Source organism: Streptomyces cinnabarinus, assembly GCF_027270315.1.
GTDB classification, from domain to species: Bacteria; Actinomycetota; Actinomycetes; order Streptomycetales; family Streptomycetaceae; genus Streptomyces; species Streptomyces cinnabarinus.
Genome location: NZ_CP114413.1, coordinates 2,870,358 through 2,893,109, shown reverse-complemented (window position 1 = coordinate 2,893,109; position 22,752 = coordinate 2,870,358). Strand labels below are relative to the sequence as shown.

The 22,752-nt window shown below is 69.2% G+C and carries 21 protein-coding genes and 1 tRNA gene; 12 read left to right on the top strand and 10 right to left on the bottom strand.

Going from position 1 to position 22,752, the window contains the following annotated elements; translation table 11 throughout:
- Nucleotide 1 precedes the first annotated feature (1 nt).
- From STRCI_RS13105 to STRCI_RS13095, 3 genes are all read right to left on the bottom strand, one after another.
- Nucleotides 2-850 carry a DUF4429 domain-containing protein gene (locus STRCI_RS13105; RefSeq protein WP_269664540.1) on the bottom strand — a complete coding sequence of 283 codons (849 nt, stop codon included), beginning with the start codon at nucleotides 848-850 and terminating at the stop codon, nucleotides 2-4.
- Between the two features lie 57 nt (nucleotides 851-907).
- A complete protein-coding gene (locus tag STRCI_RS13100; RefSeq protein WP_269659096.1) occupies nucleotides 908-2,125 on the bottom strand; it encodes an alpha/beta hydrolase in 1,218 nt (405 codons plus the stop codon).
- Between the two features lie 77 nt (nucleotides 2,126-2,202).
- A complete protein-coding gene (locus STRCI_RS13095; RefSeq protein WP_269659094.1) occupies nucleotides 2,203-2,829 on the bottom strand; it encodes a TetR family transcriptional regulator in 627 nt (208 codons plus the stop codon).
- A 65-nt stretch (nucleotides 2,830-2,894) separates the two neighbouring features.
- Here STRCI_RS13095 and STRCI_RS13090 point away from each other — a divergent pair, with 65 nt between their 5' ends.
- Complete coding sequence (locus STRCI_RS13090) at nucleotides 2,895-4,487, top strand: MFS transporter (RefSeq protein WP_269659093.1); 1,593 nt, start codon at nucleotides 2,895-2,897, stop codon at nucleotides 4,485-4,487.
- A 199-nt stretch (nucleotides 4,488-4,686) separates the two neighbouring features.
- On the opposite strand, the gene STRCI_RS13085 is transcribed toward STRCI_RS13090, so the two are convergent.
- Both STRCI_RS13085 and aceE read right to left on the bottom strand, forming a co-directional pair.
- Nucleotides 4,687-5,442, bottom strand: a complete 756-nt coding sequence (locus STRCI_RS13085; protein ID WP_269659092.1) for a potassium channel family protein — start codon at nucleotides 5,440-5,442, stop codon at nucleotides 4,687-4,689.
- A gap of 74 nt (nucleotides 5,443-5,516) precedes the next feature.
- Nucleotides 5,517-8,264, bottom strand: a complete 2,748-nt coding sequence (aceE, locus tag STRCI_RS13080) for a pyruvate dehydrogenase (acetyl-transferring), homodimeric type (RefSeq protein WP_269659091.1) — start codon at nucleotides 8,262-8,264, stop codon at nucleotides 5,517-5,519.
- Nucleotides 8,265-8,651: 387 nt separating this feature from the next.
- On the opposite strand from aceE, the gene STRCI_RS13075 reads away from it, so the two are divergent.
- The 6 genes from STRCI_RS13075 to STRCI_RS13050 all read left to right on the top strand — a co-directional run bounded on the left by STRCI_RS13075 (nucleotide 8,652) and on the right by STRCI_RS13050 (nucleotide 13,143).
- Complete coding sequence (locus STRCI_RS13075) at nucleotides 8,652-9,092, top strand: DUF3052 domain-containing protein (protein WP_015660695.1); 441 nt, start codon at nucleotides 8,652-8,654, stop codon at nucleotides 9,090-9,092.
- A gap of 119 nt (nucleotides 9,093-9,211) precedes the next feature.
- Nucleotides 9,212-9,670 (top strand): peroxiredoxin, encoded by a 459-nt coding sequence (locus STRCI_RS13070; RefSeq protein ID WP_269664539.1) that lies wholly within the window; start codon nucleotides 9,212-9,214, stop codon nucleotides 9,668-9,670.
- Nucleotides 9,671-9,783: 113 nt separating this feature from the next.
- A complete protein-coding gene (locus tag STRCI_RS13065; protein WP_269659090.1) occupies nucleotides 9,784-10,359 on the top strand; it encodes a calcium homeostasis/redox stress adaptation protein in 576 nt (191 codons plus the stop codon).
- A 107-nt stretch (nucleotides 10,360-10,466) separates the two neighbouring features.
- On the top strand, nucleotides 10,467-11,042 hold the full coding sequence (locus STRCI_RS13060; protein WP_269659089.1) for a TerD family protein: 576 nt from the start codon (nucleotides 10,467-10,469) through the stop codon (nucleotides 11,040-11,042).
- Between the two features lie 125 nt (nucleotides 11,043-11,167).
- The gene (locus STRCI_RS13055) at nucleotides 11,168-12,310 is read left to right on the top strand and encodes a DUF475 domain-containing protein (RefSeq protein ID WP_269659088.1); all 1,143 of its coding nucleotides are present in this window, start codon (nucleotides 11,168-11,170) and stop codon (nucleotides 12,308-12,310) included.
- A 92-nt stretch (nucleotides 12,311-12,402) separates the two neighbouring features.
- Complete coding sequence (locus STRCI_RS13050) at nucleotides 12,403-13,143, top strand: TerD family protein (RefSeq protein ID WP_269659087.1); 741 nt, start codon at nucleotides 12,403-12,405, stop codon at nucleotides 13,141-13,143.
- Between the two features lie 5 nt (nucleotides 13,144-13,148).
- On the opposite strand, the gene STRCI_RS13045 is transcribed toward STRCI_RS13050, so the two are convergent.
- Complete coding sequence (locus tag STRCI_RS13045; RefSeq protein WP_269659086.1) at nucleotides 13,149-13,961, bottom strand: TerD family protein; 813 nt, start codon at nucleotides 13,959-13,961, stop codon at nucleotides 13,149-13,151.
- Between the two features lie 186 nt (nucleotides 13,962-14,147).
- Here STRCI_RS13045 and STRCI_RS13040 point away from each other — a divergent pair, with 186 nt between their 5' ends.
- The 3 genes from STRCI_RS13040 to STRCI_RS13030 are packed head-to-tail and all read left to right on the top strand — an operon-like array spanning nucleotide 14,148 to nucleotide 18,658.
- Nucleotides 14,148-15,314, top strand: a complete 1,167-nt coding sequence (locus STRCI_RS13040; RefSeq protein ID WP_269659085.1) for an HpcH/HpaI aldolase/citrate lyase family protein — start codon at nucleotides 14,148-14,150, stop codon at nucleotides 15,312-15,314.
- Between the two features lie 21 nt (nucleotides 15,315-15,335).
- Nucleotides 15,336-17,846 carry a phosphoribosyltransferase gene (locus STRCI_RS13035; RefSeq protein ID WP_269659084.1) on the top strand — a complete coding sequence of 837 codons (2,511 nt, stop codon included), beginning with the start codon at nucleotides 15,336-15,338 and terminating at the stop codon, nucleotides 17,844-17,846.
- Nucleotides 17,846-18,658 carry an HAD family hydrolase gene (locus STRCI_RS13030; RefSeq protein WP_269659083.1) on the top strand — a complete coding sequence of 271 codons (813 nt, stop codon included), beginning with the start codon at nucleotides 17,846-17,848 and terminating at the stop codon, nucleotides 18,656-18,658. The genes STRCI_RS13035 and STRCI_RS13030 overlap by 1 nt, the downstream gene beginning before the upstream one ends.
- A 106-nt stretch (nucleotides 18,659-18,764) precedes the next feature.
- On the opposite strand, the gene STRCI_RS13025 is transcribed toward STRCI_RS13030, so the two are convergent.
- The 3 genes from STRCI_RS13025 to STRCI_RS13015 all read right to left on the bottom strand — a co-directional run bounded on the left by STRCI_RS13025 (nucleotide 18,765) and on the right by STRCI_RS13015 (nucleotide 21,220).
- Complete coding sequence (locus tag STRCI_RS13025; RefSeq protein WP_269659082.1) at nucleotides 18,765-18,977, bottom strand: FmdB family zinc ribbon protein; 213 nt, start codon at nucleotides 18,975-18,977, stop codon at nucleotides 18,765-18,767.
- 9 nt (nucleotides 18,978-18,986) lie between these two features.
- On the bottom strand, nucleotides 18,987-20,378 hold the full coding sequence (locus tag STRCI_RS13020) for a hypothetical protein (RefSeq protein WP_269659081.1): 1,392 nt from the start codon (nucleotides 20,376-20,378) through the stop codon (nucleotides 18,987-18,989).
- 77 nt (nucleotides 20,379-20,455) lie between these two features.
- Nucleotides 20,456-21,220: a DUF4097 family beta strand repeat-containing protein gene (locus STRCI_RS13015; RefSeq protein WP_269659080.1), complete on the bottom strand. Its 765-nt coding sequence runs from the start codon at nucleotides 21,218-21,220 to the stop codon at nucleotides 20,456-20,458.
- 163 nt (nucleotides 21,221-21,383) lie between these two features.
- On the opposite strand from STRCI_RS13015, the gene STRCI_RS13010 reads away from it, so the two are divergent.
- A tRNA-Val gene (locus STRCI_RS13010) sits at nucleotides 21,384-21,455 on the top strand.
- Between the two features lie 47 nt (nucleotides 21,456-21,502).
- Here the strand turns inward: STRCI_RS13010 and STRCI_RS13005 are convergent.
- Entirely contained in the window at nucleotides 21,503-21,733 is a 231-nt protein-coding gene (locus tag STRCI_RS13005) for a DUF2277 domain-containing protein (protein WP_269659079.1), read from the bottom strand.
- A 119-nt stretch (nucleotides 21,734-21,852) separates the two neighbouring features.
- On the opposite strand from STRCI_RS13005, the gene STRCI_RS13000 reads away from it, so the two are divergent.
- Nucleotides 21,853-22,749, top strand: coding sequence for a ketopantoate reductase family protein (locus STRCI_RS13000; RefSeq protein ID WP_269659078.1), 897 nt, complete (start codon nucleotides 21,853-21,855; stop codon nucleotides 22,747-22,749).
- Nucleotides 22,750-22,752: the final 3 nt, after the last annotated feature.

Below are 22,752 nucleotides of genomic sequence, written 5' to 3'. Positions count from 1 at the left end.
CTCACAGCTCCGCCAGCAACTCCGCCTTCTTCACGGAGAATTCCTCATCGGTGACCAGCCCGGCCTGGTGAAGTTCCCCGAGATGACGGATCCGCTCGGCGATGTCGGCCGGGTCGCGGCGGGGAACCGCCGCGACCGGCGCCGGACCGCACTGCCGTACGGCTGCGAGGACCGCCGCCGCGAACGGCAGTGACTCGTGCACCGGCCCGTATCCGAGACCGAACACCACCGCCGCCGGATCATGGTCCACCTGCGCCGGGCCGGTCTCCCCGCGCCGCAGCAGCCGTAGATGACCCTCGAAGACCTCGGGGGAGCGCCACTCGACCCCGCTCAGCTCACTGATCGCGAAGGACTGGTCGCCGGCCTTCCACTTCGCCGAGGACGCGCCCGTCCAGAACCAGCGGAAGGAGACCGTGCGCCCGTCGAAGGACGCCTTGCCGTCGTACGCCTTGAACGACCGGGGCGGTTCGGGCGCCGGCACCAGGAAACGGTCCGCCGGACCGGTCTCCGTCAACTGTGCCGCCAGTTCGTCGGCGTAGTACTCGGCGAGCGTCTCCCGCTCGGCCGGCAGCACCAGCCGGTACGGATCGCACCCTTCCTTCAACTGCCCGTCGGCCGCCTCCAGCAGCGGATCGGCCCCGGGCCGCAGCTCCGCGCGCAGCACCACGGTGCCGCGCTTGCCGGGCGCCAGGGTCACCGCGGAGACCGCCGACAGCGGCACCCGGCGCTCCCCGAGCGCCTGTAGGAGCTTAGGTGTTCGAATCCCCCGTTCGTAACGGATGAGCACGGAGTCGGACTCGAACTCCCAGGCGGCATGAAATCCGGCCAGTACGTCACCCATGCGGCTCATCGTATGCGGCACGAGCTCCTCCGTCGCCTCCTCGCGCAGACCGTAGTTTCTGCGCCTCTACGCGCGTCCGGCCGTCGCGCCGCCGGACAAACCCTCCCGACATTCTTCGTCATCTCCGGCGCAGCGCACCGAGTCATACGCGCCAACTCCGATCCCGGCGAAGTTGCGCACGCTGTCCGTGCCCGGTTCGAAGTACCCGCTGTGCCCCTCGGCGTCCGCCGCCGACAGCACCCGCGCCCCGAACTCCGAGGACATCGGGTCGGCGCCATGGCCGAGCCCGCCCAGCTCCAGGTTCGGCACGTCCTGGATCCAGTCGTCGGCGTCCCGCATCGCCCAGACCCGCGCCGAGGTGCCCAGATGGGCGGCCTTGGCGACGCGCATCCCGGGGCTGCCGGCCACCGCGATGTCGGTCACCCGCTCCGGCGTCGTGTGCGCGGCGACCCCGCACACCACCGAGCCGTAGCTGTGGCAGAACAGCGACACCGGCGCGTTCCCGGGCAGCGCCCGCACGAGCGCGTTCAGCCGCACGGCGCCGCCCGCGGCACGGCCCGCGGTGGCCGAGTCGATGCCGAGTCCGCCGGGCGCGGTGTAGTCGGCCCAGGCGATCACGGCGGTGCGTGTGAACGGGGCGGCGGTGCGCTCGGCCGCGTACAGCGACTGCGCCATGCCGACCGGTGCCGAGTACTTGCGGTAGGTGCGCTGGAAGGTGAGCAGATCGGTGTCGACGCCGGGGACGACGACGGAGACCCGGTCGGCGCGGTCGAGATCGCCGAAGACCTCGGCGACCCGGCCCGAGCCCGCGGGGTCGAAGGCGAGGATGTGCCGGCCGGGGCTCATCAGCGCCTCGTAGCGGTTCATCCGCTCGCCGGCCTCCTGCTGCCCCGCGGGCGAGAGCCGTTTGTCGTGCATGCGCTTCAGCTCGACCTTGCGGGCCTGGAGCAGTGCGACACGGTTGGCGCGGTAGCGCAGCTTCACCGGGGCGCCGTTCATGTTGCCGACCGCGAGCGGGTAGCGGCGCACCAGGGCGGTGCTCTGGTCGCTGGTGAGCGTGGCGAAGAACCGGGACAGCAGCGCGGGCTCGGAGTCCGGGGAGGGCAGCCGGTGACCGGCGATCCGGCCGTGCTCCCAGGCGGACAGCGAGGCCTGGAGCGCGGGCGTCGGGCGCTGGTTGCGCAGGGCGGTCCAGCCGGTGGTCGCCAGCATGACGAACACCACGGCCAGCGCGAGCAGCGCGCGCCAGACGTTCAGTTGCGGGGGCGTGTCGAAGGAAGTCACTGGGAGGACACACTAGGAGAACGAACGAGTCTCCCGTTAACCGAGTGACGGGGATCACGTTTCGTGCTAGCGGAAGTTCAGCTGTCGCGCCAGCTCTCGGTCAGCGCGGGTCCTACCTGTTCCAGGTAGGAGATGGTCAGTTCGCGGATACCGGCCAGGCTGAAGTCGTCGCCCATGCTCCACTGCCGTTCGGTGACCCGCATCACCCCGCCGAAGACCGCCACCGCGAGCCGCGGCCGGGGATCGGCGTCCACGTCGAGGCCCTCCCGCTCGGCCAGCACGCGCGCGATCCGCTCCTCCGTCTCCGCGGAGCGCCGCAGATGCGCGGCGAGCAGCGCGGGCGTCGACTCCACCTGCCGGTACATGCGCAGGTGCAACTCCACCGGTACGACCGACTCGATGACCTCGCTGAGTCCGTCCCAGCCCTCCACCACGGCCTGCCGCAGCGCCTCCATCGGCGCCTCCTCGGGCGGCCGCCGCCGTACGGCCTCGACGTAGTAGTCCTCCGTCATCTCCTGCACGGCGAGGGCAGCCTCCTCCTTGTTCGCGAAGTAGCGGAAGAAGGTGCGCTGGGAGACCTCGACGGCGGCGGCGATGTCGTCGACCGTCGTCTCCTCGTAGCCGCGGGTGGTGAACAGTTCGAGCGCCGCGCGAAGCAGGGCGATCCGGGTGCGCTGCTTCTTGCGTTCGCGGAGTGTTTGCATATCCGTCAGTTACCGACTTGTGAATTGGTTTGTCAATTGTCAGAGGCTGTCACTAGCCTCGGGGCATGACTAGTCAGACCATCGTCGACAAGGCGCCCCAGGACGCCGTCCCGCCCTCAGGGCTTCGTGGGCATCCCTGGTTCACGCTCATAACCGTCGCCGTGGGCGTGATGATGGTGGCGCTGGACGGCACCATCGTGGCCATCGCGAACCCGGCCATCCAGAAGGACCTGGGCGCCACGTTCGCCGAGGTCCAGTGGATCACCAACGGTTACTTCCTGGCGCTCGCGGTCTCCCTGATCACCGCGGGCAAGCTCGGCGACCGCTTCGGGCACCGGCAGACCTTCCTCATCGGCGTGGTCGGCTTCGCGGCCGCCTCCGGTGCGATCGGCCTGTCCAGCAGCATCGGGTTCGTGGTCGCCTTCCGGGTGCTCCAGGGTCTGTTCGGCGCGCTGCTGATGCCGGCCGCGCTCGGTCTGCTGCGGGCGACCTTCCCGGCCGAGAAGCTCAACATGGCGATCGGCATCTGGGGCATGGTCATCGGTGCCTCCACCGCGGGCGGCCCGATCCTCGGCGGTGTCCTGGTCGAGCACGTCAACTGGCAGTCGGTGTTCTTCATCAACGTGCCGGTCGGTGTCCTCGCCCTCGTCCTCGGTGTGCTGATCCTGCTCGACCACCGCGCCGAGAACGCCCCGCGCTCCTTCGACCTGCTCGGCATCGCGCTGCTCTCGGCCGCGATGTTCTGCCTGGTGTGGGCGCTCATCAAGGCACCGGAATGGGGCTGGGGCGACGCCCAGACGTGGACGTTCATCGTCGTGTCGGTGGCGCTCTTCGCCTTCTTCGCGTTCTGGGAGACCAAGGTCCGCGAGCCGCTGATCCCGCTGGGCCTGTTCCGCTCGGTCGCGCTGTCGGCGGGCGTGGTCCTGATGGTCCTCATGGCCATCGCCTTCATGGGCGGCCTGTTCTTCGTGACGTTCTACCTCCAGAACGTGCACGGCATGAGCCCGATCGACGCGGGCCTGCACCTGCTGCCGCTCACCGGAATGATGATCGTCGGCTCGCCGCTCGCGGGCGCGATGATCACGAAGCTGGGCCCGCGGGTCCCGCTGGCGGGCGGCATGGCACTGACGGCGATCGCCATGTACGGCATGTCCACGCTGGAGACGGACACGGGCAGCGGCCTGATGTCCCTCTGGTTCGCCCTTCTCGGCCTCGGTCTCGCGCCGGTCATGGTCGGCGCCACCGAGGTCATCGTCGGCAACGCCCCCATGGAGCTCTCCGGTGTCGCCGGTGGTCTCCAGCAGGCCGCGATGCAGATCGGCGGCAGCCTCGGTACGGCCGTGCTGGGTGCCGTGATGGCCTCCAAGGTGGACAGCGACTTCGCCGGGAACTGGGCGGACGCGGGCCTGCCGAAGCTGACCGCGGCGCAGGAGGCACAGGCTTCCGAGGCGGTCCAGGTGGGCGTCGCTCCGGTGGCCCCGGGTACCCCTCAGGAGATCGCCGCGAAGATCACGGACGTCGCGCACGACACCTTCATCTCCGGCATGAGCCTGGCGTCCCTGGTCGCGGCCGCTGTCGCGGCGGTGGCCGTCGCGGTCGCCTTCCTGACCAAGCGCGGCGAGAACGCCGAGGCGGGAGCGGGCGCGGCCCACATCTAGCGCGGCCCTGTTTCCCCTATCAGGGTGACAGAGCTAAAGATTCCTCGTCCCCGGCACGCGCCGCGGTTCACAGTGGGTCAAGCCCTCCGTACGGCATGTTCCTCAGGCAAGTCCGTACGACCAGAAGGGCACCCGGTGCTGCGGCGCGCTGCCGGAGGGGGACAGCGCGCCGTCGGCCCGAGAATCCGGCGAAACCCCGCTAACGCGGGGGAGCGGACCCACCGGTCGGTGAGCGTTCCGACAGGGACGCCACCTCCGCACGCAGCTGGCGTATCTCCTCCGTCAGCGACTGGATCGCCTGGGTCTGGCGGCGTTCCACTTCGTCGTCCTTCTCGAAGCGGGCGATGAACCACGCCGCGATGTTCGCCGTCACCACACCGAGGAGGGCGATGCCGGAGAGCATCAGGCCCACCGCGAGTATGCGGCCCAGACCGGTGGTCGGCGCGTGGTCGCCGTAGCCCACGGTCGTCATCGTGGTGAAGGACCACCACACCGCGTCACCCAGCGTCTTGATGTTCCCATCCGGCGAGTCCCGCTCCACGGACAACACCGCCAGCGAACCGAACATCAGCAGTCCGACGACCGAGCCCACCACGTACGTCGTCAGCTTGACCTGCGAGGCCATCCGCGCCCGCCGGCCCACCAGCATCAGCGCCGACACCACCCGCAGCAGCTGCAGCGGCCGCAGCAGCGGCAGCACCACCGCGCACAGGTCGAGCCAGTGCCGCCGTACGAAATCCACCCGCCGCTCGGCCAGCCACAGCCGCACCAGGTAGTCCGCCGCGAACGCCCCCCACACCACCCACTCCACCGTCGTGCACGCACGCGCCAGCCCGGGGCCCGCCGGCGTGACCACGATCGGCACGGCGTACGCGACGGCGAACACCACTGCCAGCGCCATCAGCGGCTGTTGCGTGCGCTGTTCCCAACGGACCTGCGCGGTTCTCTCCTTCATCCCGGCATCGTAGGAAATGAGGAAGGGCCGGGAGGCAGATGCCCCCGGCCCTCCAGCCGCTCGCGAGCGGAGCTCTACGCGTCGCCGCCTGCCGCGCCCGGGTCCGCCGCCGACACATCCAGCAACTGGTACCGGTCGATCGCCTGCTTCAGCGCCGAACGGTCCACCTTCCCCTCCTTGGCCAGCTCCGTGAGCACCGCCAGCACGATCGACTGGGCGTCGATGTGGAAGAACCGGCGGGCCGCGCCACGGGTGTCCGCGAAGCCGAAGCCGTCCGCGCCCAGCGACTGGTAGGTGCCCGGCACCCACCGCGCGATCTGGTCCGGAACCGACCGCATCCAGTCGGAGACGGCCACGAACGGCCCCTGAGCGCCGGACAGCTTGCGGGTCACGTACGGCACCCGCTGCTCCTCCTCGGGGTGCAGCAGGTTGTGCTCCTCGCAGGTCACGGCCTCGCGCCGCAGCTCGTTGAAGGAGGTCGCCGACCAGATGTCGGCCTTCACGTTCCACTCCTCGGCGAGGATCCGCTGCGCCTCGACCGCCCACGGCACCGCCACCCCGGACGCCATGATCTGCGCCGGGATCGAGCCCGCGGTGCCCTCGCTGAAGCGGTGGATGCCCTTGAGGATGCCCTCGACGTCCACGTTCTCCGGCTCGGCCGGGTGCTGGATCGGCTCGTTGTAGACGGTGAGGTAGTAGAAGACGTCCTCGCCGGGCTTGCCGTCCGCGGTCGGGCCGTACATCCGGCGCAGACCGTCCTGCACGATGTGCGCGATCTCGAAGGAGAAGGCCGGGTCGTAGGCCACACAGCCCGGGTTCGTCGAGGCCAGCAGCTGGGAGTGGCCGTCCGCGTGCTGGAGCCCCTCACCGGTCAGAGTCGTGCGGCCCGCGGTCGCGCCGAGCACGAAACCACGGCTGAGCTGGTCCGCCATCTGCCAGAACTGGTCGCCGGTGCGCTGGAAACCGAACATCGAGTAGAAGACGTAGACCGGGATCAGCGGCTCGCCGTGCGTGGCGTACGCCGAACCCGCCGCGATCAGCGAGGCCGTGCAGCCCGCCTCCGAGATGCCGTCGTGCAGCATCTGCCCGTTCGGCGCCTCCTTGTACGCCAGCAGCAGCTCACGGTCCACCGACTCGTACTGCTGCCCGAGCGGGTTGTAGATCTTCGCGCTCGGGAAGAAGGAGTCCATGCCGAACGTGCGGTACTCGTCCGGCGCGATCAGCACGAACCGCTTGCCGATCTCCTTGTCCCGCATGAGGTCCTTGAGCAGCCGGACAAAGGCCATGGTCGTCGCGATGGACTGCTGACCTGAGCCCTTCTTCACGGTCGCGTACGTCTTCTCGTCGGGCAGCGCCAACGGCTTCGCCCGCACCACACGGGTCGGGACATACCCGCCCAGCGCGTTGCGGCGGTCGTGCATGTACTGGATCTCCTCGGTGTCCCGCCCGGGGTGGTAGTACGGCGGCGCGCCGGACTCCAGCTCCTTGTCGGAGATCGGCAGGTGCAGCCGGTCGCGGAAGCGCTTGAGGTCGTCGACCGTCAGCTTCTTCATCTGGTGCGTGGCGTTGCGGCCCTCGAAGTTGGGACCGAGCGTCCAGCCCTTGATCGTCTTGGCCAGGATCACCGTCGGCTGGCCCTTGTGCGCCTTGGCCGCCGAGAACGCCGCGAAGATCTTCTTGTGGTCGTGACCACCGCGCCCCAGGTGCAGGATCTGGTCGTCGCTCATGCCCTCGACCATCGCCCGCAGCCGGTGGTCGTCACCGAAGAAGTGATCGCGGATGTACGAACCGGACTCGGTGGCGTAGGTCTGGAACTGCCCGTCCGGCGTGGTGTTCATCTTGTTGACCAGCACGCCGTCCCGGTCCTGGGCCAGCAGCGGGTCCCAGGTGCGGTCCCACACCAGCTTGATGACGTTCCAGCCGGCACCCCGGAACTGCGACTCCAGCTCCTGGATGATCTTGCCGTTGCCGCGCACCGGACCATCGAGCCGCTGGAGGTTGCAGTTCACCACGAAGGTGAGGTTGTCCAGGCCCTCCCGCGCGGCGATGGACAGCTGGCCGAGCGACTCCGGCTCGTCCATCTCGCCGTCGCCGAGGAACGCCCACACCTGCGACTTGGAGGTGTCCGCGATCCCCCGCGCCTCCATGTACCGGTTCATCCGCGCCTGGAAGATCGCACCGATCGGGCCGAGGCCCATCGACACCGTCGGGAACTCCCAGAAGTCCGGCATCAGCCGCGGATGCGGGTACGAGGACAGGCCGTACGGCGCCTTGGACTTCTCCTGCCGGAACGCGTCCAGGTTCTGCTCGCTGAGCCGGTCCAGCAGGAAGGCGCGGGCGTAGATGCCCGGAGAGGCGTGCCCCTGGAAGAAGACCTGGTCGCCGCCGTCGCCCTCGTCCTTGCCCCGGAAGAAGTGATTGAAGCCCACGTCGTACAGGGAGGCGGAGGAGGCGAAGGTGGCGATGTGCCCGCCGACGCCGATGCCGGGACGCTGGGCCCTCGACACCATCACCGCCGCGTTCCAGCGGGTCGCGTTGAGGATCTTGCGCTCGATCTCCTCGTTGCCGGGGAAGAACGGCTCGTCCTTGGTCGCGATCGTGTTGACGTAGTCCGTGCTGCGCATCTCGGGCACGGCCACGCGCTTCTCGCGGGCCCGCTCGATCAGCCGGAGCATCAGGTAGCGGGCCCGCTCGCGGCCGCGCTCGTCCACGGCGGCGTCGAGGGAGTCGAGCCACTCCTGGGTCTCCTCGGGATCGAAGTCAGGAACCTGACTCGGAAGGCCGCCAATGATGATCGGGTTGCGATCGGATCCGGAAGCCACGCTGTTCCTTACCTGTCAGAGGGCTGGTTCTCGGGGCTTGCTTCGGGCTTGTGCTTCGAGGCTTGTTTCTGGGGTTTTGCTCTGTCTGCGCCGTTCCCCATCGTGTACCTCGGGGCGCCAAACGTCATCTCTACTGCGAGGTAATCCAAGCCTGGTCCCCCCGGAGGGTTCCCAAAAGCGCAAAGAGGGCAGAACGGTGTGGCGTGTGTCACCTTGGGGTGTGACGCCATGACGGCAGTTGCGGTGACACAGCCCGGAACGTCACCGTTTCGGCGGTCTGAACGGCCGGGTACTTGCGCGATCCGCCCCGCCCGTGTGGACTACGGCCAACGCCACGCGCACGCGCGCGGCTGAGTTATTCCCGAAGACATGATCAGGAGGCAACCCGTGAGCGCGACCGCGGACCACGCGGAGGAGCGGACCAACCCTGCCGTCAGGCTGGGTTTCCAGCCCGAGCAGGTGGTCCAGGAGATCGGCTACGACGAAGACGTAGACCAGGAACTCCGCGAGGCCATTGAGGAAGTCATCGGCAGCGACCTCGTGGACGAGGACTACGACGACGTCGCCGATGCCGTGGTGCTGTGGTTCCGCGACGACGACGGCGACCTGACGGATGCGCTGGTGGACGCCACCACGTACATCGAGGAAGGCGGCTCGATCCTGCTGCTGACGCCGAAGACCGGACGCGACGGCTACGTCGAGCCGAGCGACATCTCCGAAGCCGCCACGACGGCCGGACTGTCCGCGTCCAAGAGCGTCAGCGTCGGCAAGGACTGGAGCGGCAGCCGTCTGGTGACGCCGAAGGCGGCGAAGTCCGCCAAGAAGTGACCCTCCCCCGGACACACCGGACGGGCTGACTTCGGTCAGCCCGTCCGCGGGCCCTTCGCGATCACTGCGTAGGGTGGTTGCGACCACCCGAACAGCCCCATCGAAGGGACATGCCGGAAATGGCCATCCAGGTCGGCGACAAAGCCCCCGACTTCGAGCTCAAGGACAACCACGGCAAGACCGTGAAGCTGTCCGACTTCCGCGGCCAGAAGAACGTCGTGCTGCTCTTCTACCCGTTCGCCTTCACCGGCGTCTGCACCGGTGAGCTGTGCGAGCTGCGGGACAACCTGCCGAGGTTCGCGGACCGCGACACGCAGCTGCTCGCCGTCTCCAACGACTCCGTGCCCACCCTGCGGGTCTTCGCCGAGCAGGAGGGCTTCGAGTACCCCCTGCTGAGCGACTTCTGGCCGCACGGCGAGGTCTCCCGCGCCTACGGCGTCTTCGCCGAGGACAAGGGCTGCGCGGTGCGCGGCACCTTCGTCATCGACAAGGAGGGTGTCGTCCGCTGGACCGTCGTCAACGGTCTGCCGGACGCCCGTGACCTGAACGAGTACGTCGCGGCGCTCGACACCCTGTGATTCTTGGGTACCAAGGCCTTCGGGCTACGGGAACCCGTCACTAGGATCGATACGTTGATCCGGTATCAAACGCATGGCGGGGCTCCCCGCCCCTGGACATCTATGGAGGACTCGTGGGAGTCAGCCTCAGCAAGGGCGGCAACGTATCGCTGACCAAGGAGGCCCCTGGCCTCACCGCGGTCATCGTCGGTCTGGGGTGGGACATCCGCACCACCACCGGCACCGACTTCGACCTGGACGCCAGCGCGCTGCTGCTGAACTCGTCCGGCAAGGTCGCGAGCGACGCGCACTTCATCTTCTTCAACAACCTCAAGAGCCCCGACGGCTCCGTCGAGCACACCGGTGACAACCTCACCGGTGAGGGCGAGGGCGACGACGAGCAGATCAAGGTCGACCTGGCGGGTGTCCCGGCCGACGTCGAGAAGATCGTCTTCCCGGTGTCGATCTACGACGCCGAGAACCGTCAGCAGTCCTTCGGCCAGGTGCGCAACGCGTTCATCCGCGTCGCCAACCAGGCCGGCGGCGCCGAGATCGCCCGCTACGACCTCAGCGAGGACGCCTCCACCGAGACCGCCATGGTCTTCGGTGAGCTCTACCGGCACGGTGCGGAGTGGAAGTTCCGCGCCATCGGCCAGGGCTACGCCTCGGGCCTGCGCGGTATCGCGCAGGACTTCGGTGTGAACGTCTGATCCAGCAGTAACCCGCGCTCCGACCGCCCGGCGCCGCACGGTTTGCGTGCGGCGCCGGACGCGCAGGGAAACAACCAAAGAAGCTCGACCCGGGGAGGACCAGCATCATGGGCGTCACGCTCGCCAAGGGGGGCAATGTCTCCCTGTCCAAGGCCGCACCGAACCTCACCCAGGTGATGATCGGGCTCGGCTGGGACGCGCGCTCCACCACCGGAGCCCCCTTCGACCTCGACGCCAGCGCGCTGATGTGCAACGGCGGGCGGGTGATGGGGGATGAGTGGTTCATCTTCTACAACCAGCTCAAGAGCCCGGACGGCTCCGTGGAGCACACCGGCGACAACCTGACCGGCGAGGGCGACGGCGACGACGAGTCGCTGCTGATCGACCTCTCCAAGGTCCCCGCCCAGTGCGACAAGATCGTCTTCCCTGTCTCGATCCATCTGGCCGATGACCGCGGCCAGACCTTCGGGCAGGTCAGCAATGCCTTCATTCGCGTGGTGAACCAGGCCGACGGCCAGGAACTCGCCCGTTACGACCTCAGCGAGGACGCCTCCACCGAGACGGCGATGATCTTCGGCGAGGTCTATCGCTACCAGGGCGAGTGGAAGTTCCGCGCGGTCGGGCAGGGGTACGCGTCGGGTCTGCGGGGCATCGCCCTGGACTTCGGGGTCAACGTCTCATAACGCGTTATGAGCAAAAGTCGGGGGCCGGTGGGGAACGTGGGGCTGCCGACTACACTGCGGGTTCAAAAGTTCGTAAAGCCGAGTACGGCTCGGGGGAGACCCGTACACACAGGATTGGGTAGCCAGTGGTTCTGAAAACCTTCGGCTGGTCGTTCGCGGTCACCGCGCTCGGCCTCGTCGCGGCGGTCCTCTACGGGGGGTGGACCGCCTTCGGCGTCGTGGCGATCCTCTCCGTCCTTGAGATCTCGCTGTCTTTTGACAACGCAGTGGTCAACGCCGGGATCCTGAAGAAGATGAATGCCTTCTGGCAGAAGATCTTCCTCACCATCGGCGTGCTGATCGCCGTCTTCGGTATGCGACTGGTGTTCCCTGTCGTCATCGTCGCCGTCACCGCCTCGATGGGCCCGATCGAGGCCGTCGACCTCGCGCTCACCGACAAGGACCGGTACGAGCAGCTCGTCACCGACGCTCACCCGTCGATCGCGGCCTTCGGTGGCATGTTCCTGCTGATGATCTTCCTCGACTTCATCTTCGAGGAGCGGGACATCAAGTGGCTCGGCTGGCTGGAGCGCCCGCTGGCCAAGCTCGGCAAGATCGACATGCTGTCGGTCTGTGTCGCCCTGATCATCCTGCTCATCACCTCGATGACCTTCGCGACCCACGCCCATCTGCACGCCGGCCCGGCGGACAAGGCAGAGACGGTTCTGCTCTCCGGTATCGCCGGTCTCATCACGTACATGGTCGTCGGCGGTCTCTCCGGCTTCTTCGAGGACAAGCTCGAAGAGGAGGAGGAGCGCGAGCACGAGGCGGAGGAAGAGGCCGAGCGCACCGGCAAGCCCCGCTCGGCGGTGCTCCTCGCCGGCAAGGCCGCGTTCTTCATGTTCCTCTACCTCGAGGTGCTGGACGCGTCCTTCTCCTTCGACGGCGTGATCGGCGCCTTCGCCATCACCAACGACATCGTCCTGATGGCGCTGGGTCTCGGTATCGGCGCGATGTACGTCCGATCGCTCACGGTCTACCTGGTCCGCCAGGGCACCCTCGACGATTACGTCTACCTGGAGCACGGCGCCCACTACGCCATCGGCGCCCTCGCCGCGATCCTGCTGATCACCATCCAGTACGAGATCAGCGAGCTCATCACCGGCTCCATCGGCGTCATCCTGATCGGCTGGTCCTTCTGGTCCTCCGTGCGCCGCAACCGCCGCCTCGCGGCGGCCGAGGGAAAAGCGGAGACCTCGGACAAGACTGAGGTCTCGTCCGGGGTGTGACACCGCTCCGAGTGAGGAACGCTTCATGACGGGGCGGCCGGGTCTCCGGCCGCCCCGTTTCGATGGTCCGAGTGTGTGCGTGGGGGCGGGAAATGGGCTGGTTGGACGGGCTGCTCTGGCGTGGACGCGCCGCCCAGTTCGACACGGGCAGTGCGGCGAGCAACGCGATCGAGCTGACCAAACGGCACGGCACGGTCTCGCTGACGAAGCAGGACGCGGCCACCGGGCATCTGCGGATCAATCTGAACTGGCGGATGCGCAGCTCCGACATAGGCGGGCCGCAGCGGGAGAGTCTGCTGCGGCATCCGTTCAAGGCGCTGAAGCCGCCGGAGGTCGTCGGGCACAGCATGAGCATGGTCAACGTGGACCTGGACCTCGGGTGCCTGTACGAGCTGGCCGACGGGACGAAGGGGGTCGTCCAGCCGCTCGGCGGGTTCCTGGGGGACGTCAACTCGCCGCCGTACGTGAAGCTCAGCGGGGACGACCGGTTCGGGTCGGCCTCCGGCGAGACGATGTACGTCAATCTCGACCAGCGGGAGAACATCAAGCGGCTGCTGGTGTTCGTGTACATCTACGACCAGACGCCGGCGTTCGACCGGACGCACGCGACCGTCACGCTGTACCCCAGCAACGGGCCCCGGATCGAGATCGGTCTGGACGAGCGGCATCCGCTGGCCCGCTCCTGCGCGGTGGTGATGATCGAGAACGTGAAGGGCGAGATCGTCGTGCGGCGCGAGGTCAAGTTCGTGTACGGGTTCCAGGCCGAGCTTGACCGGTTGTACGGGTGGGGACTGCAGTGGGGGCGGGGTTACAAGGCGAAGGCGGATCGGTAGACCGGCTACCGTCCGATGAACTGCGGCCCCTGCGGAGGCAGGCGGAAATCTCCCGTCGGGACCGGGACCGGGGCCGGAGTCACCGGGGGCGGGTAGCCGTAGCCGCCGTAGGCGGGCTGGCTGGTGGGCTGGGGGTAGCCGTAGGCGGGCTGGGTCGCCGGCGGGGTCTGCGGGTAGCCGTACGAGGGCTGCGGCGGGACCGCCGTCGTGGGCTGCTCGGGCGGCAGGGGCTGGGCGCGGAGCTCCTCCGCCGGCTCCTCGGGGACCGTCACCTCCGACTCGTCCACCGAGATGCCGAAGTCCGTGGCCAGGCCCTTCAGACCGTTGGAATAGCCCTCGCCCAGGGCGCGGAACTTCCAGCCCTCGCCGCGGCGGTACAGCTCACCGCAGATCAGGGCCGTCTCCTTGCCCGTCTCCGGCTTGATGTCGAAGTGCAGCAGCGGCTCGCCGTCGGCCACGGACGCGTCGTACAGCAGGATGCGCAGCGAACGTACGAGGTCGAAGGTGGCGCCGTCCGCCGATGCGACCAGGTAAATCTGACTGACGTCGGGCTCGACACCGGAGAGATCTGTCTGGATCGTGTCGGTGAGGCCCTCGGCGCCCCGCTTCTTGCCGAGCCGCCAGACCTTCCCGGAGGGGTGCCGGGGCTGGTTGTAGAAAACGAAGTCCTCGTCGGACCGCACCCGACCGTCGGGGCCGAGGAGCAGCGCCGAGGCGTCGACATCCGGGACCCCCTGCCCGGGCGTCCAGCGGAGCACGGCACGTACGGTCGTGGCTTCGAGCGGGACGTTCGACCCCTTCAGCATCGCGTGCGTCATGCGGTCATCCTGCCCTCTCGGTAGTGATCACGACAACGCGGGGGTACATGATCGGCGGATGGTCTCCGCACCCGCGTTACCAGAAATTCATGCCCTGCGGGAACCCCTGACATAGGAATCTACGTACTATTACCGGCCACCTGTGAACAGATCACGGGGGTCGCTCAGCCACCACGGGGGAGTTTTATGCGTCATTTCGGGCACATCGCCCCTGAGGTGCGGCAGCGCCTGTTCCACCGGGAGCCGTGCGAGTTCGACGCGGACTCCCCGGCCCGGCTGCTCTCCACGGCCCTGGGCGCCACGCTCTACAGCCCGGCCACCCGGCCGCGGCTGGCGGACGACATCCGCAAGCAGGCCGCCCGTGGCGTGGTCTCGATGGTGCTGTGCCTGGAGGACTCCATCGGTGACGAGGACGTGGCGGCGGGCGAGGAGAACCTCGTCCGGCAGTTCACCGAGCTCGCCGGCCGCGCGCCGGAGCCGCTGCCGCTGCTGTTCATCCGGGTCCGTACCCCCGAACAGATCCCCGACCTCGTACGACGCCTGGGAACCGGCGTAGGGCTGCTGTCCGGATTCGTGCTGCCGAAGTTCACCGAGGAGCGCGGCATCCCCTTCCTGGAGGCGCTGACGGCCGCCGAGACGGCGAGCGGACGCCGGTTGTTCGCCATGCCCGTGCTGGAGTCGCCCGAGCTGCTGTTCCGGGAGTCCCGGGTGGAGACCCTGGAAGGGATCTTCCGGGCGGTCGACAAGTATCGTGAGAGAGTGCTCGCGCTGCGGCTCGGCGTGACCGACTTCTGCTCCTCCTACGGCCTGCGCCGCGCCTCCGACATGACGGCGTACGACGTCCAGATCGTCGCCTCCGTCATCGCCGACGTGGTCAACATGCTCGGCCGGGCCGACGGCACCGGGTTCACCGTGACCGGCCCCGTCTGGGAGTACTTCCGCGTGCAGGAACGTATGTTCAAGCCCCAGCTGCGCCGCAGCCCCTTCCTGGAGGGCCAGGCCGAGGAACTGCGCGAGGCCCTCATCGAGCACGCCATGGACGGCCTGCTCCGCGAGATCGCCCTCGACCAGGCCAACGGCCTCACCGGCAAGACCTGCATCCACCCCTCCCACGTGCTGCCCGTGCACGCGCTGTCCGTCGTCAGCCACGAGGAGTTCAGCGACGCACAGGACATCCTGCGGCCCGAACGCGGCGGCGGGGGCGTGCTGCGCTCGCAGTACACGAACAAGATGAACGAGGTGAAGCCGCACCGCGCCTGGGCCGAGCGGACCCTGCTGCGCGCCGAGGTCTTCGGAGTGGCCAACGAGGACGTCGGCTTCGTGGAGCTGCTCGCCGCCGGAATCCCCGGCTGACCACCGACAACCAAGGGACGCATGAACAAGGCAGTGAACAACGGGGTCTGGTCCGGCAGCTGGGTCGCCGAGCGACTCGGGGTCGAACTGAAGGGCGACGACACGCTGAAGGACCTGCTGGGCCTGGCCCTGCGCCGCAACCCCAAGCGGGCCCACCTCCTCGTCTCCCATGTGCTCGGCAAACACATCCCGCAGTCACCGACCGTGGTCTACGGCCATGGCTTCACCCTCGGCCGACAGGTGCGGGAGCTGCTGGGCGCCGAGGAGGCGGCCACCGCGGTCGTCCTCGGCTACGCGGAGACCGCGACGGGGCTCGGCCACTCCGTCGCCGACGGCATCGGCCTCGCGCCGTACCTGCACTCGACCCGCCGACCGGTCCCCGGAGTTGCCCCCGCGGGCGGCTTCGAGGAGTCCCACTCGCACGCGACCTCGCACCTGCTGCTGCCCGAGGACCCGGCCCTGCTGGTCGGCGACGGCCCCCTGGTCCTGGTCGACGACGAGTTCTCCACCGGCAACACGGTCCTGAACACGATCCGCGACCTGCACGAGCGCTACCCGAGGCGCCGGTATGTCGTGGTCGCCCTCGTCGACATGAGGTCGGCAGCGGACGCGGGGCGGCTGGAGGAGTTCGCGCGGGAGATCGGCGCGAGGGTGGACCTGGTGGCGGGTGCGAAGGGGACGGTACGACTGCCGGAGGGGGTGCTGGAGAAGGGGCAGGGGCTCGTAACGAAGTACGAGCAGACCAACTCCCCAGGGGCGCGGGGCTGTGTTGAATATGCGGCTACCGCCGCGCGGGGAACTGCGCGACCAGCCCCCACAGACCCGCGCCCGGCAGTCAACCGCATCGACCTCCAATGGCCCCGGGGCCTCCCCGACGGCGGTCGCCACGGCTTCACCCAGGCACACCGAATACGCCTCGAAAACGCCCTGCCGGCCATGGCAGCCCGCCTGGCAGAGGCACTCCCCGACAATGCGCACCGCGTGCACATCCTCGGTTTCGAAGAGCTGATGTACGCCCCCCTCCGCCTCGCCCGCGAGCTGGAGCAGATCACCGGCGACACCGAGATCCGCTACTCCACCACCACCCGCTCACCGGTTCTCGCGGTCGACGACCCCGGCTATGCGATCCGCACCCGCCTCGTCTTCCCGGCCCACGACAACCCGGCGGACGGCCCCGGCGACCGCTACGCCTACAACGTCGCCGGAGCGGGTTTCGACGCCATCGTCGCCGTGGTCGACTCCACCGCCGACACCCCGGAACTGCACGCCCCCGACGGACTGCTCGCGCAGCTCTCCGCGCACACCCCGCACGTCCTGCTCGTGGTCGTCCCCTCCTACGTCCCCGAGCCCCTGTACGTACCCGAAAGGCCCTCGATGCTGCCCGAGCCCCTCCGCGGCCCCGCCTTCTCCTCGTACGCCCCGCAGGAGGTCGGCTGGCTCCTCCAGGACCTGTCCGAGGTCACCCTGGAGGCACCGACCGAGGAGCGCGAGGAGGCCATCCAGAGCGGCGGCGCGCACTACGCGGAGTCACTGCCGGTGGAGTACCAGCCGAGCGCCCAGTACCAGGGCCTGTTCCAGACGGCGCTGGAGGAGTCGGCGTCCCGGCTCGCCCAGGCCGTCGGCGCGGTCACGGAGGTCGTGCTCGCCGAACGCTCCCCGCGCCCCGTACTGGTGTCCCTGGCCCGCGCGGGCACCCCCGTCGGCGTCCTGATGCGCCGCTGGGCCCAGCACCGCCACGGCCTCGACCTGCCGCACTACGCCGTCTCCATCGTGCGCGGCCGCGGTATCGACGCCAACGCGCTGCGCTGGCTCGCCGCCCACCACGACCCGCGTGACGTCGTCTTCGTCGACGGCTGGACCGGCAAGGGTGCCATCACCCGCGAACTGGCCGACGCCATCGAGGAGTTCGAGGCCGCCGAGGGCATCACCGGCTTCGACCCGGAGATCGCGGTACTGGCCGACCCGGGCTCATGCGTACGGACGTACGGCACCCGCGAGGACTACCTGATCCCGTCCGCGTGCCTCAACTCCACGGTGTCCGGCCTGATCTCCCGCACCGTGCTGCGCGCGGACCTGGTCGGCCCGAACGACTTCCACGGCGCGAAGTTCTACCGCGAACTCGCCGGCGCCGATGTCTCGGTGGACTTCCTGGACGCCGTCGCCGCCCGCTTCCCCGAGGTCGCGGACGCGGTGGACGCCCAGGCCAAGGAGCTGCTGTCGGCCGACCGGACGCCGACCTGGGAAGGCTGGGCGGCGGTCGAGCGCATCAGCGAGGAGTACGGCATCCATGACGTGAACCTCGTCAAGCCCGGCGTCGGTGAGACCACGCGGGTGCTGCTGCGCAGGGTGCCGTGGAAGATCCTGGCGCGGGCAGGGGCCGGCGCCGACCTGGACCATGTACGACTGCTGGCGGAGCAAAGAGGGGTACCCGTGGAAGAAGTGGCCGGACTGCCGTACACCTGCGTGGGGTTGATCCACCCCAAGTACACGCGGGGCGCGACGGGCGCCGACGGCAAGGCGGTGTCGCTCTGATGCCGGTGCTGGTGGCCAGCGACCTCGACCGTACGCTCATCTACTCCGCCGCGGCCCTCGCGCTGACCATGCCGGACGCGCGGGCGCCCAGGCTGCTGTGCGTGGAGGTGCACGAGTCCAGGCCGCTGTCGTACATGACCGAGACCGCCTCGCAGCTGCTGACGGAACTCGGCGACGTGGCCCTCTTCGTGCCGACCACGACCCGCACCCGCAAGCAGTACGAGCGCATCAACCTCCCCGGCCCGCAGCCCAAGTACGCGATCTGCGCCAACGGCGGCCACCTGCTGGTGGACGGAGTCTCCGACCCCGACTGGTACGCCCGCGTCACGGCCCGCCTCGCCGACGAGTGCGCGCCCCTGGACGAGATCCGCGAGTACCTGATGGCGACCGCCGACCCGATGTGGGTCCGCAAGCACCGGGTCGCCGAGGACCTCTTCGCCTACCTGGTCGTGGAACGGGAACTGCTGCCCGAGGAGTGGGTGAAGGAACTGGCGGCCTGGGCCGAAAACCGCGGCTGGACCGTCTCCCTCCAGGGCCGCAAGATCTACGCGGTCCCCAAGCCGCTCACGAAGAGCGCGGCCATGCACGAACTGGCGCGGCGCACCGGCGCGGACTTGACCCTGGCGGCGGGCGACTCACTGCTCGACGCGGACCTGCTGCTCGCGGCGGACAAGGGCTGGCGTCCCGGGCACGGGGAGCTGGCGGATGAGCAGTGGTCGGCGCCGCAGATCAGGGCGCTGCCGGAGCGGGGAGTACTGGCGGGGGAGAGGATCCTCAGGGAGTTCCTGAGGGAAACGAAGACGCCGAGGTAGCCGTTCCTGGGGGTGTGGGGGGCAAGAGCCCCCCCACAAAGGGGCGCGGGGAACTGCGCGACCAGCCCCCACACACCCGCAGACGCAATCGGCTCTGCCAGCGGAGCTACCCGCAGCACCCACCACCACAGCAGCCGCCGCCCCCCTGAGGCGCGGGCGCACCCGCACTGGCCGTACCGCCCACAGCCACCGTCGACAACAACTTCACCGTGTCCTCATGCCCCGAAGGACAGGAGGCAGGGTCGGACGACTGAGCCATAGGCCGGCTGACCTCGAACGTGTCACCACAGGTCCGGCACCGATAGTCATAGCGAGGCATGCCGACAGACTAGCCGCCGGAGCCACCCCGCTCCTCACGGATCCGAGCCACCACCCGCCCCACCGACTCCCGCACCCCCTCCAGCTCCATCAGGAAGTGCCAGTAGTCGGGGTGCCGCCCCTCCAGCGTCCCGATCGCCCGCTCCAGCCGCCCCACCGCGTCGTCCAGCGGCCGCGCGTCCCGGGGATCAGGCGTGTTCCGCCCGGCCATGGCCAACCGCTGCGCATCCCGGATCGCGAACCGCGTACGGTCGATCTCGACGGCAGGATCCTTCTGCACGGCGTTCAGCCGCCGCAGCCGGTCCCCCGCGGCGGACACCGACTCGTCCGTGGAGTTGAGCAACGCCCGAACCGTCGACAACAGCGCGGTCGCATCCGGCCAGCGCTGCTCGTCCCGCGCCGCCTGGGCCTCCTTCAGCCTCAGCTCGGCCTGCCGCACATTCTCGACGGCCTGGTCGGGCACGCCCTGAAGGTCCTGCCAGCAAGCCGCCGTGAACCGCCGCCGCAACTCGCTCAGCACCGGGTCGACCTGCCCGGACCGCGTGGTGAGCGCCTGCGCCCGGGTCCGCAGCGAAACCAGCCGATGATCGATCTCGGCGGCCCGCTCGGGCAACCGCTCAGCCTCGACCCTGACCGCCTCGGCCTCCCGGGCCACCCGCTCGGCACGCTCCAGCGTCTGCGGCACACCATGCTGCCCGGCACCCTGATTCAACCGGGTCAGCTCAGGAGCCAGCGCCGCAAGCCGCGCGGCGAGATCATCGGCCCTCAACCCGGACGACCGTACGGCGTCCAGGGCGTTGGACGCGCCGAGCAACCCCTGCCGGGCCCGCTCCACGGCGGGCGCGAGCCGCGCCAACTGCGTCTCCGCCTTGCCGAGCAGCGGCCCGAGACTGTTCTCGAACCTGTCCAGCTCCCGCTTGACGTCGGTGAGCGCGTCCTTGGCCCTGCTCAGCTCCGTACGCGCGCGTACGGCGGCCGAGGCTTCGAGATCGTCCCGGTCGAGATCATGGGCGTCGACGGCCTGGATGTACTGATGACTGACCTCGTCGATACGCCTGCTGACCGCCTGGAAGTCACTGACCGCCCGCCGGGCGGCGGGGGAGTCGTCGACGGCCGTGATGGTCTCTATCGAGATCCGCAGATCGCGCTGGGCGGTGTCCAGTTCGTAGAACGCGGCCGCGGCATCGTCCTTCGCGGCCTGCGCCTCGGCCCGCTGGCTCTCGGCCCGCCCGCCGAACCAGCGCCGGGTGCCGCCGCCGGCGAACGCGGCGGGCAGCACCAGCGCGGCGGCCAGCGGCAGGGCGAGCAGGGTGACGGTGTCCGCGAGTGCCTGCCGTACGGGACGGGGTCGGGGTGCGCGCGGCACCAACGGCGAGTACGGCTGCGATGGTGTCGCCGTCACATCCCTCTCCCGTGCTGTGGTCCGCCCTGCCCGGCGCTGTCATTCTCCCACCGGTTAAGGACGAACACACGGGCCCGTTAGTTCGCGGTTCGGACCGTGACTTTCCCGTCCCCGGTCCGCGCACCGATGACATGCGCGCTCGACTCGTCCCGGGGCACGGACACCTCGACCCCACCGTCGCCCGTCCGGGTAGTCACCCGGTACGTGGCCCGGGGCACCTCAATGGTCACCGACCCGTCCCCGGTACGGGACTCCACCAGGTCCGGTACGACGCCCAGTTCGAGCTTCACCGACCCGTCCCCGGTCTGCGCCCGCACCTCACGCGAGTCGACCTCGGCCCGCACGGACCCGTCCCCGGTCTGGACCCGCAGCGGCCCCCGGGAGTCGGTGACATGCACAGACCCATCACCGGTCCGAATGTTCAGCGGGTCCTCGAAGCCCCGGGCCCGCACACTGCCGTCCCCGTCCTGGACCTCCACGGAGATCCCCCGGGGCACCTCGATCAGATGCCTGGCGGCACAGTCGGCGACGACGCCGGAGCACTTCAGCCGCAACTCGAGCCGGTCGTCCTTCATCTCCCAGGTCACCTTGGGATCGCCCCCCATGACCACGGACCCCTTGAACCATCGGGTCACCCGCACCTCGCCCTCCGGGCTTCCCTCAGCGGCCACGATCTCCAGAGCCGAGTCATCGGAATCGATCACCAGGGTCCGCCCCTCGATCCCGAACGACCGCCGCTCGGGCTCGGTGTCCTCCCCGGCATCAGCGCAAGCCCCGAGCCCACCGACCAGCAACGCAACCACCCCGACAGCCCCGACCCGCCCCAGCCGCACACGCCCCACAACAGCCTCCCCACACCAGTTCCTCGAAGCTCCCACGAGCCTCTACGACCGTACGAACCGAGCCCCCACGCCGACGATCCGGACCGCTACCGGGTTTCGGGTGGGGTTAACCCCCGGGTTTGTGGGGCAGTGCCTCCGGCAAGGTACGCTGTCGACTCATCACGGGTGCGTAGCTCAGTGGTAGAGCGCCTGCCTTACAAGCAGGATGTCGGCGGTTCGAAACCGTCCGCGCCCACGTGTTGTGGAGGTCCCGGCCCTTTCAGGGTCGGGGCCTTCTTTGTGTCAGCTGGCCTTGCGGGTGGGGTGGCCTCGGATTTCGAGGCCGGCGAGGAGGGTTGCCGTGGCCTCGGTGATGGCGTCGACGGCCTGGTCGAAGACCTCGCGGTTGTGGGCGGCGGGGGCTCTGAAGCCGGAGACCTTGCGGACGTACTGGAGGGCGGCGGCCCTGATGTCGTCCTCGGTGGCCTCTTCGGGCATTACCGGGGGGCGGAGTGTCTTGATGCTGCGGCACATGCGTCCAGTCTTACTCCTGGCACTGACAATCCGCCCCCGAGTGGATGTCAGGTCTGTCATGATCGCCGGGTGGCGGCCACCGATCAGCGGGGCCGACCGATGAAGGGCTGGCTTCGGTCATGACTGAACTGCGTGTCGCGATACTTGGGCCCGGTGGGATCGGGGGGCTGCTCGCGGGGCTGCTCTCCCGTGCCGGGCATCGTGCGGTCTGTCTGGCGGGGGAGGGGACCGTCGAGACGCTGCGTGCCGACGGGATTCGGGTGCGTAGTGGCCTGTACGGCGACTTCACCGCGCCCGTGCAGGCCGACACCGTGCTGCGTGAGCCGGTCGACGTCTGTCTCGTCGGGGTCAAGCACACCTCGCTCGACTCGGCGCGCCAGCGCATTCCGGCCGGTGCGCTCGGTGAGGCTCTCCTCGTGCCGTTTCTCAATGGGGTCGAGCATCCTGGTGTCCTGCGGGAGCATCATCGGGCCGATCTCGTCGCGCCCGCTGTGATTCGGGTCGAGTCCACCCGGGTCGCTCCTGGTGTCATCGAGCACGGCAGTCCCTTCGCCGAGATCGATCTGACGTCGGACACTGTTCCGCGTGAGCGGGTGGAGGGGCTCGCTGAAGTGCTCGGGGCCGCTGGGCCCACTACTCGGGTGCTTGCGGGCGAGAGTGGTGTGCTGTGGGCGAAGATGTCCTTCCTCGCGCCGTTCGCGCTGCTCACCACCCGGTACGGGCTTCCGCTCGGTGAGGTGCGGACCCGGTACCGGGACGAGTTGGTCGCGCTCGTCGAGGAGGCCGCCGCCGTCAGCCGGGCCTGTGGTGGGCCGGGCGATCCTGGGCAGGCCCTCGGTCGGTACGACGCCTTCCCGGCCGCCACCAAGTCCTCCATGCAGCGGGACGCGGAGGCGGGGCGGCCCGTCGAGCTCGATGCCATCGGCGGGGCGCTGCTGCGGGCGGCGGACCTGCAGGGTGTGAAGGTGCCGGTGGCCGCCCGGCTGGTGGAGGAGCTGAGGGCCGCGGGGCACTGACGC

Bases quoted from the DNA above. Each gene is read 5' to 3' on its own strand.
- STRCI_RS13070 (WP_269664539.1), top strand. From the start codon at position 9,212: ATGGCCATCCAGGTCGGCGACAAAGCCCCCGACTTCGAGCTCAAGGAC.
- STRCI_RS13005 (WP_269659079.1), bottom strand. From the start codon at position 21,733: ATGTGCCGCAGCATCAAGACACTCCGCCCCCCGGTAATGCCCGAAGAG.
- STRCI_RS13045 (WP_269659086.1), bottom strand. From the start codon at position 13,961: ATGACGCACGCGATGCTGAAGGGGTCGAACGTCCCGCTCGAAGCCACG.
- STRCI_RS13060 (WP_269659089.1), top strand. From the start codon at position 10,467: ATGGGCGTCACGCTCGCCAAGGGGGGCAATGTCTCCCTGTCCAAGGCC.
- STRCI_RS13050 (WP_269659087.1), top strand. From the start codon at position 12,403: ATGGGCTGGTTGGACGGGCTGCTCTGGCGTGGACGCGCCGCCCAGTTC.
- STRCI_RS13105 (WP_269664540.1), bottom strand. From the start codon at position 850: ATGAGCCGCATGGGTGACGTACTGGCCGGATTTCATGCCGCCTGGGAG.
- STRCI_RS13090 (WP_269659093.1), top strand. From the start codon at position 2,895: ATGACTAGTCAGACCATCGTCGACAAGGCGCCCCAGGACGCCGTCCCG.
- STRCI_RS13085 (WP_269659092.1), bottom strand. From the start codon at position 5,442: ATGAAGGAGAGAACCGCGCAGGTCCGTTGGGAACAGCGCACGCAACAG.
- STRCI_RS13000 (WP_269659078.1), top strand. From the start codon at position 21,853: ATGACTGAACTGCGTGTCGCGATACTTGGGCCCGGTGGGATCGGGGGG.
- STRCI_RS13095 (WP_269659094.1), bottom strand. From the start codon at position 2,829: ATGCAAACACTCCGCGAACGCAAGAAGCAGCGCACCCGGATCGCCCTG.
- STRCI_RS13030 (WP_269659083.1), top strand. From the start codon at position 17,846: ATGCCGGTGCTGGTGGCCAGCGACCTCGACCGTACGCTCATCTACTCC.
- STRCI_RS13040 (WP_269659085.1), top strand. From the start codon at position 14,148: ATGCGTCATTTCGGGCACATCGCCCCTGAGGTGCGGCAGCGCCTGTTC.
- STRCI_RS13025 (WP_269659082.1), bottom strand. From the start codon at position 18,977: ATGCCTCGCTATGACTATCGGTGCCGGACCTGTGGTGACACGTTCGAG.
- STRCI_RS13035 (WP_269659084.1), top strand. From the start codon at position 15,336: ATGAACAAGGCAGTGAACAACGGGGTCTGGTCCGGCAGCTGGGTCGCC.